The 16,450-nt window shown below is 74.1% G+C and carries 13 protein-coding genes and 1 pseudogene; 6 read left to right on the top strand and 8 right to left on the bottom strand.

Annotated features, from left to right (window positions below; translation table 11 throughout):
• The first annotated feature begins 9 nt into the window (after positions 1-9).
• Positions 10-432: a winged helix-turn-helix transcriptional regulator gene (locus ACIQGZ_RS16665; protein ID WP_402602474.1), complete on the top strand. Its 423-nt coding sequence runs from the start codon at positions 10-12 to the stop codon at positions 430-432.
• A gap of 49 nt (positions 433-481) precedes the next feature.
• Here ACIQGZ_RS16665 and ACIQGZ_RS16660 read toward each other — a convergent pair whose 3' ends face one another.
• Complete coding sequence (locus tag ACIQGZ_RS16660) at positions 482-1,264, bottom strand: DUF427 domain-containing protein (RefSeq protein ID WP_402602472.1); 783 nt, start codon at positions 1,262-1,264, stop codon at positions 482-484.
• A gap of 106 nt (positions 1,265-1,370) precedes the next feature.
• Positions 1,371-2,930, bottom strand: coding sequence for a sodium:solute symporter (locus ACIQGZ_RS16655; RefSeq protein ID WP_402602470.1), 1,560 nt, complete (start codon positions 2,928-2,930; stop codon positions 1,371-1,373).
• A gap of 834 nt (positions 2,931-3,764) precedes the next feature.
• Here ACIQGZ_RS16655 and ACIQGZ_RS16650 point away from each other — a divergent pair.
• Positions 3,765-4,382: pseudogene (locus tag ACIQGZ_RS16650) on the top strand (LLM class flavin-dependent oxidoreductase); the annotation flags it as partial.
• Positions 4,383-4,517: 135 nt separating this feature from the next.
• Here ACIQGZ_RS16650 and ACIQGZ_RS16645 read toward each other — a convergent pair.
• Positions 4,518-5,648, bottom strand: a complete 1,131-nt coding sequence (locus ACIQGZ_RS16645; protein ID WP_402602468.1) for a LuxR C-terminal-related transcriptional regulator — start codon at positions 5,646-5,648, stop codon at positions 4,518-4,520.
• A gap of 185 nt (positions 5,649-5,833) precedes the next feature.
• On the opposite strand from ACIQGZ_RS16645, the gene ACIQGZ_RS16640 reads away from it, so the two are divergent.
• Both ACIQGZ_RS16640 and ACIQGZ_RS16635 read left to right on the top strand, forming a co-directional pair.
• Entirely contained in the window at positions 5,834-7,228 is a 1,395-nt protein-coding gene (locus ACIQGZ_RS16640) for an FAD-binding oxidoreductase (RefSeq protein WP_402602466.1), read from the top strand.
• Between the two features lie 95 nt (positions 7,229-7,323).
• The gene (locus ACIQGZ_RS16635) at positions 7,324-8,538 is read left to right on the top strand and encodes an MFS transporter (RefSeq protein WP_402602464.1); all 1,215 of its coding nucleotides are present in this window, start codon (positions 7,324-7,326) and stop codon (positions 8,536-8,538) included.
• A gap of 7 nt (positions 8,539-8,545) precedes the next feature.
• Here ACIQGZ_RS16635 and ACIQGZ_RS16630 read toward each other — a convergent pair whose 3' ends face one another.
• Positions 8,546-8,869, bottom strand: coding sequence for a hypothetical protein (locus ACIQGZ_RS16630; RefSeq protein WP_402602462.1), 324 nt, complete (start codon positions 8,867-8,869; stop codon positions 8,546-8,548).
• Between the two features lie 559 nt (positions 8,870-9,428).
• Between ACIQGZ_RS16630 and ACIQGZ_RS16625 the strand changes: the two genes are divergently transcribed.
• Entirely contained in the window at positions 9,429-9,908 is a 480-nt protein-coding gene (locus ACIQGZ_RS16625) for a hypothetical protein (protein WP_402602460.1), read from the top strand.
• Positions 9,909-9,996: 88 nt separating this feature from the next.
• Here the strand turns inward: ACIQGZ_RS16625 and ACIQGZ_RS16620 are convergent, their stop codons facing one another.
• From ACIQGZ_RS16620 to ACIQGZ_RS16610, 3 genes are all read right to left on the bottom strand, one after another.
• Complete coding sequence (locus ACIQGZ_RS16620) at positions 9,997-11,094, bottom strand: Gfo/Idh/MocA family protein (protein ID WP_402602458.1); 1,098 nt, start codon at positions 11,092-11,094, stop codon at positions 9,997-9,999.
• A 136-nt stretch (positions 11,095-11,230) separates the two neighbouring features.
• Positions 11,231-12,448: a cellulose binding domain-containing protein gene (locus ACIQGZ_RS16615; protein ID WP_402602457.1), complete on the bottom strand. Its 1,218-nt coding sequence runs from the start codon at positions 12,446-12,448 to the stop codon at positions 11,231-11,233.
• Between the two features lie 220 nt (positions 12,449-12,668).
• Positions 12,669-13,520, bottom strand: a complete 852-nt coding sequence (locus ACIQGZ_RS16610; RefSeq protein ID WP_402602456.1) for an SAM-dependent methyltransferase — start codon at positions 13,518-13,520, stop codon at positions 12,669-12,671.
• A 954-nt stretch (positions 13,521-14,474) separates the two neighbouring features.
• Here ACIQGZ_RS16610 and trpA point away from each other — a divergent pair.
• Positions 14,475-15,317 (top strand): tryptophan synthase subunit alpha, encoded by an 843-nt coding sequence (gene trpA, locus ACIQGZ_RS16605; protein WP_402602454.1) that lies wholly within the window; start codon positions 14,475-14,477, stop codon positions 15,315-15,317.
• A 78-nt stretch (positions 15,318-15,395) separates the two neighbouring features.
• Here the strand turns inward: trpA and ACIQGZ_RS16600 are convergent, their stop codons facing one another.
• Positions 15,396-16,181: a L,D-transpeptidase family protein gene (locus tag ACIQGZ_RS16600; protein ID WP_402602452.1), complete on the bottom strand. Its 786-nt coding sequence runs from the start codon at positions 16,179-16,181 to the stop codon at positions 15,396-15,398.
• Between the last annotated feature and the right edge of the window lie 269 nt (positions 16,182-16,450).

The raw sequence follows: 16,450 nt of genomic DNA, 5'->3' as shown, positions 1-16,450 counted from the left end.
AGCCACCCAATGGAGAGTGAGCAGGTGGTGGCGGGTATGACCAAGGAGATCGCGCAGAAGTCGTGGGACCCGTATGCGCGTGACTGTCCGTCCCGGGAGATGCTGGACCGGATCGGGGACAAGTGGACGGTGCTGGTCCTCGGTGAGCTGGCCGACGCCGGGACACAGCGGTTCACGGCGCTGCGCAGGCGGGTCGCCGGGGTGAGCGAGAAGATGCTCACCCAGACGCTCCGCGCGCTGGAGCGGGACGGCCTGGTGCTGCGCACGGTGTATCCCACCGTCCCGCCCCGCGTCGAGTACCAGCTCACCGCCCTCGGGGAGTCGTTGCATGCACCGCTCGCGGCGCTCCAGCAGTGGTCCGTCGAGCACATGGACGAGGTGCTGTCGGCCCGTGCGTCCTACGCCGCGGCGGCGGGCCGCGCGGGCGGCTGACCGGTCCGAGCCGGCCGTGGGTCGGTCGCTGCGGGTCGGCCGTCGCGGGTCAGTCGGAGAAGGCGGTGTCCGGCCGGGGGACGGGTCGGCCGTCGATGGTGATGTCGACCTTCTCGTTGTAGAAGGCGACCAGCCCGGCGATGGGCAGCAGTTGGCGGGTCGGGAAGTCGTATGTCCAGGCCAGGTCCGGGTGGGTGGCGCCGCCGGTGCGGACCGACCAGTAGCCGGTGGTCCGTCCCTTGTACGGGCAGGCGGTGACCGTGTCGCTGGGCACCAGGTGGCTGAAGTCGAGGGCCGTACGGTCGAGGTAGTAGCGGGTCGGCAGGCCGGTCTCGAAGACCATCACCGGGCAGGACGACTCGGCCAGCAGCACCCCGTCGAGGGCGACCCGGACGGTACGGGTGGAGCGCAGCGCGTCGACCCGGGTGTAGGGGCTGCGCGGGTGGCCGAAGACCTGCTCGTCCTCCTCGAACCAGGCGTCCAGGGCGTCCCAGTCGAACCGGACCGTACCGGCCAGCCCCTCGGGTGCGTCCTCGGCGTGCACCCGGGCGCAGCCGGGCCGGGAGGTCCCGTCCACTCGCAGTCCGTACCGCCGGACGGTGCCCTGGCCCGGTTTGCCCTGGCCCGGCTGCTCGGTGTGCTGCTCGTCGATGAGCAGCCCGGGGGCTACGTCCGCGAGCGGAATGTAGTACTGCGGAAAGTGCGGGTGCTCCCAGACGTAGCGGGCCTGCGTGGTGTCGAGCACCGCCCGGCCGCCGAGGAAGGCCCGGATGCGCCGGGGCACGGGCTCGATGTGGCCGGTGGGAACGATCGTCCCGGGGTAGTCGCGCACGGGTCTCTCCTGCCGCTTCGAGGTGTCGTGGTACGGGTACCCGTCGTCGGCCGGGTCGATCCACCCTGCCAGGACGGGCTGGGGGCCGGGGTCGGCCCGGCGCTGCTCAGGCCGCCTCTGCCGTGCTCGCGGATGCTGCCGCCGGCTCCGGTGGGCTGCCGACCGGCCCCGGTGCGGCAGAGCCGTGGCGTAGGCTCGCCAGCCCGCCGACGGCCAGGGTGACGGCGACCCCGATCGGTACCAGCCACTGCGCGGCGATGGCGGTGGGCACGGTGCTGCCGCCCGTGGTGACGTCGATCCTGACCACCCGTACGACATAGGCCATCACCGCCACGGTGACCACGAAGGCGGCCAGCGCGTCCGGTTGCCGGGCGCGCTTGACCAGGCGGCCCAGCAGGAAGGCGCCCAGCAGCGCGCCATAGCTGTAGCCGGCGATGGTCAGCCCGGTGAGGTAGACATTGCCGGTGCTGCTGCTGAAGCCGCAGGCGAGGACCGCCATCAGGGCCGCCCAGAGCAGGGTCGCCGCTCTGGCCAGCCGCAGTAGCCCGGCGTCGGAGGGGGCGCGGTGCCCGAAGCCGCGCACCAGGTCGGAGACGGTGGAGTTGGACATGGAGTTCAGCGCGGACGACAGCGACCCCATCGCGGCGCCGAGGATGCCGGCCACCAGCAGGCCGGAGACGGCGACGGGCAGCCCGTGCAGGATGAAGTCGGGATAGAGGCCGTCGCTGCTCGGCAGGCCGAGCTCCTGGAAGGTCCGGCCGTGGTGGTAGGACCAGAGCAGCGCGCCCACCAGCGAGAACGCCGCGAACTGGACGGCGACGAAAACACCGGAGCCGATCATCGCCCTTCTGCTGTCCCGCAGGTCGCGGCAGGCGAGGATGCGCTGCACGATCAGCTGGTCCGAGCCGTGGCTGGCCATGGCGAAGACCGCGCCGCCCAGAATCGCCGTCGGCAGGGCGAACGGGCTGGTGAGCACATGGACCGGGCCGAGGTCGGCGTCGAAGACCCGGAACCGGCCGGCGTGCAGGGCCGCCGCGTAGCCGTGCGCGCCCACCTGCCCGCTGAGCACGGCCACGGCCAGCAGCGCGCCACCGAGGTAGAGCGCCATCTGCACCGCGTCGGTCCAGATGACGGCCTTGATGCCGCCCAGATGGGTGTAGACCACGGTGACCAGGGTCAGCACGGTGATGATGGCGCGGTAGCCGATGTGGAGGCCGAACTCGGCCAGCAGCAGTCTGATCGGGATGGCGGCGGCGAACAGCCGGACGCCTTCGGCGAGCAGCCGGGTGGCGACGAAGGCGAGCGAGGCCACGACCTGGAGCTGCCGCCCGAAGCGCAGCCCGAGGTACTGGTAGGCGCTGACGAAGCCGCCGCGCCGGTAGAGCGGGATCAGCACGGTGGCGACCGCCACCCGGCCGACGACATAGCCGAGGGCCAGCTCGACATTGCCGAACGCCTGCCCGGCGTAGGCGCCGCCGGGGATGCTGATGACGGTGAGGACGCTGGTCTCGGTCGCCACCACCGAGCAGCAGACGGCCCACCAGGGCAGGCCGCCCTCCCCGACGAAGTACTCCCGGGCGGTGCGCTGCCGCCCGGCGAGGCGCAGGCCGACCAGGGCGACGGCGAGCAGGTAGACGACGATCACGGCGAGGTCGACGTAGCGCATACGGCCGCTCCTTGCGGGGGGTGCCGGTGACGGGGGTCCGGTGACGGGTGTGCGGTGACGGGTCTGCGGTGGCGGGGCTGAACGATCCTGAGGGCGTTTCGTACGGCAAGAGGCGCCGGACGCGGATTTGGTGACCGCGCCCCCGCTGATTCACCCTTCCGAGTGACATCCGCCGGGGCCGCCGCCCCGAATTCCCAGCAGTGCCGGCCGGACAACCGGCACCGGGGCCCCCGCCGCACCACCCCCACGGGCGGCAGGGGCCTCCCCCACCCGGCGGCGCAGCGGCCCAGCGGGTGGCCGGATCGGCGTCTCTGGGCCGCCGGTTGACGCTCTGCTGGCATCGCCCGCATGGTCCACCAGTCGTCCGGCCTCAGCTCGCGCCGGTACGTGGACCTTCGGTACCAGGCCACCGCCATCTGTCTGCCTTCCGTGTGAAGCGCGCCCGGGACTCCCGGGCGCTGTCCCGGCACAGCCGGGACTCGACCGTCACTTCGGACCCGGGAAGGCAGCCATGGACCGTCGGGTGGCGCCCGCACGCCGTCAGACGCCGATTCGGCGGGCGGACATCCGCACCACGGAGTCGGCGCGGCGCGCGTCGAGCGCGGGGCTGGTCCTCCGCGCGGTCCTCGACCACGGCCCGGTGGCCCGCAGCACGGTGGCCCGGCTCACCGGCCTGTCCCCCGCGTCGGTCACCGGCCACTGCGCCGACCTGCTCGCCCGGGGACTGATCCGCGAGGCCCCCGGGGCGCCGGCCGACCGCACATCCCGCTGGACATCGACGCCGGCCGCCATGTGGTGTGCGGCGCCCATATCGCCGTACCGCACACCACCCTGGCGTTCTACGCCGACCTCAAGGGCCGGGCGCGGCGCCTGGGCCGCGACCCCGGTACGGTGAAGATCCTGCCGGGCATCGTCCCGGTGATCGGTGACACCGAGGCGCAGGCCCGGGAGCTGGACGCCGAACTGGACCGGCTGATCCGGCCCGAGTACGCCAAGCGGCAGCTCGCCGCGCTGCTCAGGCTCGCCCCCGATGAGCTGGACCTGGACGCCGAACTGCCCGCCGGCCTCCCCACCGAGGACGGGATCGAGGGCGCCAAGAGCCGGTACACGCTGATCGTGCAGCTGGCCCGCCGACAGCGGTTGACGGCGCGTCAGCTGATCGGGCGCCTCGGCGGCGGGCGCGGCCACCGGACCTTCGCCGGCACCCCGGTGCAGGTGGCGGACACCATCGAGCACTGGTTCCGCCACGGCGCCGCCGACGGCTTCAAGGTGATGCCGGCCGTGCAGCCCTCCGGGCTGGACGTCTTCGTCGACCGGGTGGCGCCGATCCTCCAGGAGCGGGGGCTGTTCCGTACCGAGTACGGCGGCCGGACGCTGCGCGAGCACTACGGTCTTGAGCGGCCCGCCAACCGCTTCGACAGCGCCCCCGACCCCGTACCGGCCTGCCGCTGACCGCCCGGCCCCCGCCGGACCACCACCCCGGCCGGGGCCACCCTCAGCGGTGGCGGACCGGGGCTGCTGGGCGGTCGGGGCTGCTGGGCGGTCGGGGTTGATGGGCGGTCGGGGCTGACGGGTGGTTCGGGAGGGTCAGGCTCGGCCGTCCCAGATCCGCTGGACCCGGTGCTCCCCCAGCGGCAGGTAGTGCTCGGTGAACAACCGGGCCACCAGCTCCCCCCTGCTGCCGACCCTGACCTTCTCGAACACCGCCTTGATGTGGTCCCGCACGGTGTGCGCCGAGATGTGCAGCCGGTCCGCGATCTCGGCGGTGCCCAGCCCGCGTGCGATCAGCTCGGTGATCTCCAGCTCGCGGTCGGAGAGCTCGTACGCCTCGACGATGAGCGGGGTCACCTCGGAGACGGACGCCGTCTCGATCACCACCGCCGACGGGCCGAGCGAGCCGTCGGCCTGGCGCAGGCACGACGCATGGCAGACCAGCCACGTCCCGCCCCGGCCGCGCAGCCGGATGCGGGAGGCGCCGTGGGCGCGCCCGTCCGCCACCGCGCGGGCGCGCAGCGCCGTGGAGTGCACCCACACCGGGACGCGCAGGCCGAGCGCCGTCCCGGTGGCCGGGGTGTCCGGCAATTCGGCCAGGTGGCGGCGGGCCTCGTCGTTGGCGGAGAGCAGCGTGCCGTGCTCGTCGAAGAGCAGCAGCCCCGGGCCGTACGGCGCGCCCGGCTCGGGGCGGACCGGCGGTGACGCGAAGGAGCGCAGCCGGTGGGCGAGCGGGGTGGTGAGGCTGCCGACCAGCCCGGATTCCCGGGTGTCGAAGGCGGGGGCGCCGGTCCGCCGGAAGAGGCTGATCTGCCCCCAGGAGCGGCCGCCGACCCGCAGCACGGCCCGCAGTTCGTCGGAGAGCCCGCGCGGCTGCATGAACTCGCGGTAGAGGCTGCTGCGCCGGGGCAGGTCGCCGGTGGCCTCGCGCAGCCCCGCGACCGGGACGGGGGCGCGGGCGAGTTCGTGGAAGAGGTTGACGTCGCCTTCGAGCAGCTCGCAGCCCCAGTAGACGGCGCACCCCTCGTCGCTGAGGTTCTCGACCCGGATCGGGGCGGTCATCAGCCCGGTGATCGGATCGGTGGCCCGCCAGACCGCCGCGTCGAACGGCACGGCGCGGCGCAGCCGGTGCGAGGCGGCGGCGAACACGGCGAGGGCGTCGGGCGCGCTCCGCGCGGCGGCGGTGATCTCGCCCCGGGTGCGGGCGGCTGTTGCGGTCATCCCCATGGGGCGATTCTCCGGTCCCCGGATCGGCGCCACCACCCCTCAGTTGGGGGATGGCGGGCCGGCGGTCCCCTGCGGGCGGGGGGTGCGCCCGGCCGCGGACCCCGAAGCTGCGGGATGGGTGGCGCGGCGGGCCGACGGAAGGCTGGGTGCCGTCAACGCCCCACCGTGCACAAGGAGTTCGCGCCGTGCTGATCGCCTCCCCTCTCGACAGTGTGCCGACCGAGTCGACCGACCGGGTTCGCGGGCCCGTCCTGACGCCGGGTCAGCTCGGCTACACGGAGGAGCTCGCGGGGTTCAACCTGCTGCTGGAGCAGCGGCCCGCCGTGGTGGTCGGCGCCACCGGACCGGCCGACGTCCGGGCGGCCGTCCGGTTCGCGGCCCGGCACGGGCTGCCGGTGGCGGTGCAGGCGACCGGCCACGGCCAGGTCCGCTCCGCCGAGGGAGCGGTGCTGATCACCACGCACCGGATGGACGGGGTGCGGATAGACCCGGTCCGGCGCACCGCGCGGGTGGGCGCCGGGACCCGCTGGGAGCAGGTGATCCATGAGGCCGCCGGCTTCGGTCTCGCGCCGCTCAACGGCTCGTCCCCGCTGGTCGGCGCGGTCGGCTACACCCTCGGCGGCGGACTCGGCGTGCTGGGCCGGACCTTCGGCTACGCCGCCGACCATGTGGTGGGCCTGGACCTGGTGACGGCGGACGGCACGCTGCGCGAGGTGACCGCGCAGAGCGAGCCCGACCTGTTCTGGGCGCTGCGCGGCGGCAAGGGGAACTTCGGCGTGGTGACCTCGATGGAGATCGCCCTGTTGGAGGTCGAGCGGCTGTACGGCGGCACGCTGATCTTCGACGGATCGCTGGCACCGGCCGTGCTGCACGCCTGGCGGGAGTGGACGGCGACCGCGCCGGAGGAGCTGACCTCCTCGGTGGCGCTGATCCGCTACCCGGACGCCCCGGGGCTGCCGGTCGAGCTGCGCGGGCGGTTCCGGGTCGCGGTGCGGATCGCGTACGTGGGGCCGGTGGCGGCGGGCGAGCGGCTGGTGGCGCCGCTGCGGGCGCTCGGGCCGCGTGTCGTGGACTCGCTGCGCGACCTGCCGTACTCCGAGGTGGCGTCGATCTACGCCGATCCGACCGAGCCGTATGCCTTCCATGAGCGGACGATGATGCTGGGCGCGCTGGACGCGGAGGCGGTGGACGCGCTGCTCGGCCTGGCCGGTCCGGGCACCGGCTGCCCGGTGGGCCTGGTGGAGCTGCGCCATCTGGGCGGGGCGCTGGCCCGGCCGCCCCGGGTGCCGAGCGCGGTCTCCAACCGGGACGCGGCGTACCTGCTGTTCCTGTGTCCGGCCGGGGGGCCGGGGGCGGCCGGGGTGGCGTACGCGGAACGGCTGCTGGACCGGCTGGAGCCGTTCGGCACCGGCGGGCGGTACCTCAACTTCCTGGACAGCTCCGCCGACGAGGCGCAAATCCGCTCCGCGTACAGCGAGGCCGCCTATCGGCGGCTGGCGGCGGTCAAGGCGGTGCACGACCCGGCCAACCTGTTCCGGCTGACCCACACCGTCCCGCCGCTGCCCGCCGAGAGCCGGTGAGCGCCCCGGGCCCGGTGCACCGGCCCGGACCGAAATCCTTCCCCGCCGCCGCTGAGCCGGCCGGGGAGCCCGTTACCGCTGTGAAGGGAAGTCCTGTGCGTCTGCGTCTGATCGTCCTGGCCGTCGGCAACTTCGCGATGGGTGTGGACACGTTCGTCATCGCCCCGATCCTCGGTCCACTCGCCCGCGACCTCGGGGTCGCCCGCACCACGGCCGGCTGGCTGATCACCGCCTTCGCGCTCGCCTATGCGCTGGGCGGGCCGCTGCTGGCCGCCGCGTTCGGCAACCGGGCGCCGCGCCGCATCCTGCTGGGCTCGCTGCTGGTCTTCGCGGTCGGCAACGCGCTGACGGCCGTCGCCGTCGACTACCCCTGGGCGATGGCCGGCCGGGTGGTGGCCGGGGCGGGTGCCTCGATGTACACGGCGAACGCGCTGGCGGTGGCCCGCGCGATCTCGCCGGAGGAGCGCCGCGGCCGGGCCACCGCCTTCGTGGTGGGCGGGCTGACCACCGCCATCGTGCTGGGCCTGCCGCTGGGCGCCTGGCTCGGCGCCAACTCCGGCTGGCGGGCCGCCCTGTGGCTGGTGGCGGGGCTCGGGCTGGTCGCCGTCGCCGGGGTGGCGCTCGCGGTGCCGACGCTTCCCGGCCAGCCGAGGACCACGCTGCGGGTGCGGCTGGCGCCGCTGTCCGACGTCCGGGTGGTGGCCACGCTGGCCGCCACCCTGCTCTGCCTGACCATGAGCTGGACGGTCTACAACTACGTGGACCAGGTGATGCGTCCGGCCACCGGCGGGGACTCGGGCCGTGCCTCGCTGATCCTGCTCTGCTTCGGCATCGGCGCGGTCGGCGGCAATCTGCTGGTCGGCCGGCTCACCGACCGCTACGGCGCCGGCCGGATCATCGTCTGGGTGGCCCCGCTGCTGACCGTCGCGGTGACCGTGGTGCCGCTGCTGGCGACCTCGATGGCGAGCGCGGTGGTCCTGGTGCTCTGCTGGGGCATGCTGCACTGGATGGTCAATGTGCCGCAGCAGATCCGGGTCACGGCGGCGGCGCCGCAGTCGGCGCCGCTGGTCATCGGACTGCACCAGTCGACCATCTACATCGGGATCAGCGCGGGCGGCGCCATCGGTGCGCTGGGCTTCTCGCTGGGCGGCCGGTCCGGTATCGGTTACGCGGCGCTCTGCGTGGGGCTGGTGGCGCTCGGCGTGCTGGTGGTCAGCTTCCGGCTGGACCGGCGCGGCCGGCTCGCCGCCGGGATCGCACCCGGCAGTGCCCGGCCCGCCGGCCGGCCGACCACGGGGGCGCCCAGGTGAGCTGACGCTACTTCTCGCCCTTGAGTGCCTGGAGCAGGCCGTGCAGGGTCTCGCCCACCGGGCCGGCGGTGCGGCCGTCCGCCGTGTCCCCGATGCCGAGGTTGCCGCACTGGTTGGTCGGCACACTGCCGGGCAGCGAGACGGCGAGGCCGCCCGCACCGCCGCCGTCACCGGCCGCCCACGCCCGCGTGGTGCGGCCGGTGACGGTCAGGCAGTTGTTGTCGGAGGTGCCGTTGCCCGCGCCGACGACGGTGGTCGCCCCGGCCGCAGCCGGGCAGAGCAGCACGGCGGCACCGGCGGTGAGCAGGACCGTGGCCAGGCGGATCGGCATGCGTGCCTCCGAGAGCGGGGGACCGGAAGCGCACTGCCCGGTTCGGGTACCACTCTGGCAGACCTTCCGGCCGGAGCCCGGAAACGCCGGGCCGACCACCCGCCGCGATCACGGGCACCGGCCTGCGGTCGCGCTGCGGGCCGTCGGCAGCGTCCGGGCGTGGAGACGGGTACGAAGGGCCGGCCTGGCGGCCGCATGGCGCTGCGGGCCGTGGTGATGCGGGCGGCGGCGATGCGGGCGGACCTGGAGCGGCTGGGCCGCTGCGACGGGCACCGGCCCCGGCAGCCCGCCGGGGCGGCCGACCGCCGGCGGAGGCAGCAGCGGAGCGGGGCCGGGGGTTTCAGCCGGGCACCTCGGGTTACGCGCGTGGTATCGGGTCCGACGAAGTGGCGGCGGCGCGGTGGTCCCCGCCCCGGCGCCGGAAACCCGCCCCGGCGCCGCACGACGGCGGATCGCACGTCCCGCCGAGGAGCCGGACCCGCCACGGCCGGACGGCCCGGCGGGGGCGGGGGCCGCAGGGGCAGACCAGGAAGAGGTGGATGGTCCCGTGACAGCAGGTATGACGTTAGTGACCTCCGTGGTGGGTTACCTGGCGGCGGCCCTGTGCTACGCCCGCTACCTCTACATGCGGGAGCGGGCCAGGATCATCGCGCAGGAGAACCGCCACTTCCCCGGCGAGGACCCCGCCGAGCGCTTCCGCGCCGTCAGCCAGGAGTCCACCGCCGTCACCGCGTTCGTGGCCGGACTGGTCTGGCCGCTGCTGCTGCCCGTCCATCTCGTCTACCGCTGCGCCATCCTGGTGATCATGGGCCGCCCGGACTCGACCGAGGCGGAGCGCAGCTTCCGGGAGGCCCAGCGGCGGCGGCGCATCGCCGTTCTGGAGAGAGAGCTGGGCCTGGAGAAAGAGCTCGGCCTGCGGGAGGCGCCCGGCGCGCCGGAGACCCCCGCCCAGCGGCCCCGGGAGCGGGTCGGTCGGCGGGCGGACGGTGCGCGGGACACGGCGGCGCGGATCGCGCCCGCCGGACCCCCCAGGGGGTGACGGGCCGTGGCCGGGGGGCCGGAGGAGGCGGGGCTGCCTCCTCCGGCCCTTCCGGGTGCCGGCCGCCGCTCCCCGAGCGGGGTAGCCGCTACTCGACCCCGGCCGCGCCGTGCCAGGGCTCGACGCCGGTCACCACCCGTTCGCCCTTGGCGGCGGACTCCTCGACGGCCAGTGCCACCAGGTGGTCCTGGCACCCCTGCGCCAGCGGGTAGGGGGCCGGACCCTCCTCCCGGGCCCAGGCGCCGGTGGCGAGCAGCATCGAGGCGATGGCGATCTCCTCGTCCATGAGCCGCAGGCCGACGAAGGGGTTCCGGTAGACCACCTCGCCGTCGAAGGTGATGTGCTCGGTGTCGTACCCGTCGAGGTTGAGGTCGTAGCCGAGCTGCGAGCGCAGCAGCGCGGACCGGGTGATGGTCCGCTCCCCCGCCAGCCGGACCACGGTGTCGTCCGCGATCTCGCCGTGGCTGCCGCGGATGGTGATCCGGCGCAGGCGCAGCTGGTTGTGCCACTGGTTGTCGGTGAAGTCGTACAGCCCCGACGCGCCGCCGCCGAAGTCCAGGGTGGCGAGCGTGGTCGCCGCCTCCTTGGGGGTGTCGTCGCCGGTCCAGCCGTCCCGGGTCAGCGGGTCGACCAGCGGGGCGGTGAAGCGCGAGGCGGAGACGGACACCGGGCCGAGGCCGACACCCAGCAGGCCCCGGATCATCGACACCGCGTGGTACATGTGCGTGGAGGAGATCTGTACGCTGGTGGGCTGCCCGATCACGCCGCGCTCGACCAGCGCCCGGCGGGCCGCGTGGCCGGGCATCAGCAGGTACTGCTCGGCGACCTGGACGGCGCCGCTGCCGCCCACCCGGTCCCACAGCCGGCGCAGCCCGTCGGCGTCCGGGGCCGGCGGGGTCTCGCTGAGGACCCGTACGCCGCTCTCCACCAGGGTGGCGACGATCTCGGGGTTGGCGTCCCAGGAGACGCTGCTGATGACGAAGTCGGGCCGCTGCTTGGCGACCAGTTCCTCCGGGGAGAGGTACACCGGCACCTGCCACCGGCGGCTGAGGGGCTCGACGCTCTCGGCGCGGCGGACGGCCGCGCCGACCAGGGTCAGCCGGTCCGGGAGCATGGCCGCCAGCCGGACGAAGAACTCCGCCCGCCAGCCGCCGCCGACAACACCGAATGTCGCAGTCGTGGTCATGATCCATCCTCTCAGACCGTCCGGCCGTTACGCGGGGCGGGTGTGGTGCGGCGGCACGAGGCCCGGACCGCCACCGGGCGGTCCGGGCCTCTGCGCCTACCGGCGCTGGTGCGTGCTGGTGCGTACTGCTGCCGGGTCAGCCCACCGAGCAGGTCGTCCCGCTCAGGGAGAACTGCGTCGGCTTGGTGAAGGTGGACCCGGAGTAGGTGCCCTGGAAGCCGAACGACTGGCTGCTGTTGGCCGCGATCTGGTTGTTGAAGGCGGCGGGGGTGGCGGTCACGGCTCCGCTGGTCGGCGACACGGTCGCGTTCCAGGCGCTGGTCACCGTCTGGCCGCTCGGCAGGGTGAAGCCGAGCTTCCAGTTGCTGATCGCGGTGGAGCCGGTGTTGGCGACGGTCACATTGGCGGTGTAGCCGCCCGGCCAGGAGTTGGTGTCATAGGTGACCTTGCAACCGCTGGTCGTACCGCCGTTGCCACCGGTGGTGCCGCCGGTGTTCCCACCGGTGGTGCCGCCGGTGTTGCCACCGGTGTTGCCACCGGTGTTCCCGCCGGTGGTGCTGCCGCCGGTGGTGCTGCCGCCGGTCGAGCCGGAGCCGCCGACGTTCACCGTCGAGGAGAACCCGCTGACCGCGAGGCCGGCGCCGTTCTGCCACGGCTCGAACCCGGCCTGGACGCTGGTCAGGTACCAGGAGTTCTGGGCCAGACCGCGGCTGACGGTCGCGTTGATGAAGTCCTTGACGTCGAAGCTCCAGCTCGGGATCGCCGACGGGGCCACGAAGGAGATCACGTCGTTGCCGCCGTTGTTGCCGGTCCACACCGTCCAGCTGCGGCCGCCGACGGTGGCCGAGCCGACCGAGGAGCCGACGGGCTGCACCGAGCCGACGTGGTTGAACCAGATCATGATCTCGGTCTTGTTCACACCGTCGGTCTTGGGCTGCGGGTCGAGCCAGATGTCGTACGCCGCGTCGAACACCGCGTTGTTGACGTAGGTGTACGAGATGCTGCTGGGGGCGCTGCTGATCGAGCTGACCTGCGCGGGGAGCTTGGTGCCCGGGGAGCAGTTGGCGTAGTGGCAGCCGTTGTAGATCGACGGGTACGACTTGGGCGCGCCATTGGTGGCGACCGAACCGTCCGCCTGAGTGACCTGGAAACCGCCGTTGGTGGCGTTGATGCACTGCGCCTCGCTGGTCCCCCAGCGGTTGTTCTGCACCACGTAGCTGCCCTGGATGGAGCTGCCGTACGCGGCGCAGATGCTGGTGTCGGCCTGGGCGGGCAGGGCGGTGGTGACGAAGGCGCCTATCGAACCGAGGGCGACGACGCCCGCCAGGGCGACGCTGCGTAGAGGAGATTTCATGCTGTGCCTTCCGGGGTGGCGGATGGGCTCTGCTGGACTCTCTGTGCCAATGGGAGCGCTCCCATGCAGAGTTTCGACGACCGTTCGAGCGATTGGCAAGAGACATGACACGACTTTCTGCACACGGTCATCCAGAGCACGCACAGTGGCGAACCTGGACAGAACATGCCAAGGGCCACCGCTCCCGACCGGCGGTGGCCCTGGTGTCGCGCCCAGGTGATCAGGGCTTACGGCCGACCGCCGCATACTGCGCCACCTGCACCGGAGCCTCCCCGCCGTCGACCGGATCCGGCCGCCACAGCGCGCAGGAGACCAGGCCCGGGTCCAGGATCTCCAGACCGTCGAAGAATCGGGCGATCTCCGCACCGCTACGCGCGGTGATCGGCGGCTTGGCGTTCTCGTTCCAGAACCGCATCGCCTTGGTGTTCTCCTCGCCGCCGAGTTCCAGGGTGGGGTGGGTGATCACCAGATGGCTGCCGGACGGCACCGCCGCCATGATCTCGGCCACCACCCGCTGCGCCTCCGCGGTGTCCAGGACGAAGTTCAGGATGCCCAGCAGCATGACCGCCACCGGCTGTTCGAAGTCCAGCGTCTCGGCGGCGGCCTCCAGCAGCCGGGCGGTGTCGCGGATGTCGGCGTCGACGTAGTCGGTGGCGCCCTCCCGCGTACTGCTCAGCAGGGCGCGGGCGTGGACCAGCACCAGGGCGTCGTTGTCGGCGTAGACGATCCGCGACTCCGGGGCCACCCGCTGGGCGACGTCATGGGTGTTCTCGGCGGTGGGCAGTCCGGTGCCGATGTCCAGGAACTGCCGTATGCCCGCCGTGTCGGCCAGATAGCGCACCGCGCGGCCGAGGAACTCCCGGTCGGCCCGCGCCACCTGGACGATGCCCGGGAACATCCGGAAGACGTGGTCGCCCACCGTGCGGTCGGCGAGGTAGTGGTCCTTGCCGCCCAGCCAGTAGTTCCAGACCCGGGCGTTGTGCGCCACGGTCGGGTCGAGCCGCTCCGCCACGGTGGACTCCCACTCCGTACCCACAGGTTCTCCTCCGTCCGGTGCAGGCACCCCCTGCATGATCGCCATCATGCCGGATCGGACCAACTCCTGGCAGCTCCGGGGCAGTTGGTTCCGGACGCCGGTACGCCGACGGCGTGAACCCGCGCTCGGCGCGACCGGCCTGGGCGTCATCCGAACGGGTGTTTCCGACGGGTAGGGCAGCGAATCACCCGCCGAGCTGGACACTCGCGTCCAGCGGGCCCCACGTAGCTGCGGGCTTCTCGCGTGGTCCCCCGCGCCCCTGTCGGGGACACACCCACCCGGGAGACACATGCGCAGACGACCGACCACCCACCGCCCGGCGGCGCGGCCGACCACCCACCCGAGGTGCACACCCCGCAGCGCGCGGGCCGCCACCAAGGTGCGGGGTTTCTCCCGCCCCTGCCGGGAGAAACCCCGTCCCGGGAGACACATCCGGCCGCCCCGGGGCATGGAGAACGGCGCGGTCAACCACCCGGCCACGGTGCACACTCCCCGCCGGTCAGGCCCCTGCGCAGACCCCGACTTCCCGCGCCCCCGACCGGGGAAACCCCCTTGGAAACACCCCGCCGGAGGACCCGTGTCCGGGGAGTGGGGGCTGTCGTTGAGCAGGGGCATCGCCCCGCGCGGGCGGGGCCGGCCGTGGCCGACGCGATGAGCCCGACACACCCCGTGTCCGGGGGGCGGGTGCCGTCGTTGACCGTGGGCATCGCCCGTACGCGCAAGCCCGGGACACCCCGCCGCACGACGCGGGCCCGAGCTCATCGGCCCGCCCGGTCGCCGGAGACCGCGGTGCCGCCCCACACCGGCGGCGCCCCGGCGCGGGCCGCGAGCCGCGGTGCACACCGACCCACCCCTGCCGCCCCCGGGCGGCTCCCAGCAGTCTGGAGCAGTTTGATGACCGTGCCCGACCTCCTCCACAGTGCCCCGGCACTGCCGCGACCGCGCCGCGCACCCGCCTCCGCCTGACGGCCGGGGCACCCGATCATGACAATGACCCTCGCACCCGCCCGTCCGGTCGCGGCCACCGAGTTGGACCGGGCCTTCCGCACCGCCCGCGCCGAGGGAAGGGCGCTGCTCGCGGCGTACCTCCCGGCCGGCTATCCGACCCTGGACACGAGCCTGGACGCGCTGTACGCGCTCGGCCGGCACGCGGACATCCTGGAGATCGGCATCCCGTTCTCCGACCCGGTGATGGACGGCCCCACCATCCAGGCCGCCGGAGTCCAGGCGCTGCGGGCCGGCTTCCGTACCGGCCATCTCTTCGGCATCGTGCGCGAACTCGCCGCCTCCTCCCCCGCCCAGCTGGTCGCCATGACGTACTGGCAGCCCGTCGACCGCTACGGTCCGCAGCGCTTCGCCGCCGACCTCGCCGACGCCGGGGCCGCCGGGGTGATCCTGCCGGACCTGCCGGTGGACGAGGCCGGGCCCTGGCTGGAAGCCGCCCGCGACCACGGACTGCACACCATCCTGGTGGCCGCGCCCAACGCCAGCGACGCCCGGCTGGCCCAGGTGTGCGCGGCCAGCAGCGGCATGGTCTACGCCCCCGCCGTCGGCGGGGTCACCGGCCACTGCGGCCCGCTCAACCCCCGACTGCCCGCCTTCATCAACCGGTTGCGCGAGGCCGCGCCGCTGCTGCCGATCGGCGTCGGCATCGGGGTCTCCACCGCCGACCACGCCGCTCAGCTCAGCCGGATCGCGGACGCCGCCATCGTCGGCTCGGAGCTGATCAGACGCCTCCGCGACGCCCCGGGAGCGGCCGGCATCGCCGCCGCCGCCGAGCTGGCCGCCGAGTTGGCCGCCGGCGTACGGCGGCGGATGCATCCGGCGGCCTGATCCCGGTTCCCTCCCGCGCCCCGCGCGGCCGGGCGCGCTCCTGACCGGTGGTCGAGCCGTCCTGGCCGCCGGGCCCGGTCAGGACGCCAGCGAGTGGGCGTCCCCCATCACGACGACGGGGTGCTGCCCCGGCTTCAGGGCGCGCAGCAGCTGCTTCATCCGGTCCTTGGTGAGGCTGACGCAGCCGTGGGTGGGGCCGCCGTGGTCGACGTGCAGCCAGATGCCGCCGCCCCGGGACGCCCCCAGCGGCTTGGCCGCGTCCAGCGGCGAGGTGCCCGGTACCCGGTTGTAGTCGATGGCCACCACATAGTCGAAGGAGCCCGCCAGGGGTTCGCCGGTGAAGCCGGTGCCCCCGGTGGAGAAGGCCCGGGAGCGGCTGTACGGGAGCCCGGTGCCCGGGTCGGGGAGCCGGCCGCCGGCGGCGGTGAGGGTGAAGACGCCGATGGGTGAGCGCAGGTCGCCCGCCCAGTGGTCGCGGCTCCAGCCGTGCAGGGCGTTGTGGGCGGGCCAGGCGGCGCCGGGCCGCCAGCCGTGGCCGGTACGCGTCCACAGGACCGCCGTGGCGTCGGCCGAGTCCGCGGCCCTGCCGGTAACCACCAGGACCTGCCGGGCCTGCGCGGGGACCCGGGCCCGGGTCGCCGGGCCCAGCCCGGGTACCCGGGCGGGCAGTGCCGGCCGGGCGGGGGCGGGTACGGCGGCGCCGTGCGTCCCGTCCGGCTGGACGCGGAGCGTCGCGGCGGCGCCGGGAGCGGCGGCGGGCCGCGCCCCGGTGTCGGCCGCGCATCCGGCGAGCGTCCCCAGGGCGAGCAGCGCGACGACCGGGCTCACCCGGCGGCCGGCGGTCGGCAGGAGGTGTGCGGACATGGGTCAGCCCTTCGGGTGGCGTCAGTGGGTCGATGGGACGGGAGAAGGTGCGGAGCCGCTCAGCGGCTGCTACCCGGTACGGCGGCCGAGTCACCACCCAAGGAGACCGACGCCCGGACCGAACGCTCTGCGTCGCATGGCGCACCGGGGCCGCCCAGGCAGCTGACGACGGACCCGCAGCCGAGACGCAGCGGCTGCACCAGCAGCCGGAAAGGGTGTACTGCCCGGTGTCACGGCGGCGGAGGGGGCGGGGTCTCCCGCGCGGCCGC

The sequence above is a fragment of the Streptomyces sp. NPDC092296 genome (assembly GCF_044755465.1).
Classification (GTDB): Bacteria; Actinomycetota; Actinomycetes; order Streptomycetales; family Streptomycetaceae; genus Peterkaempfera.
This window is presented reverse-complemented; position numbering and strand designations above follow the sequence as displayed.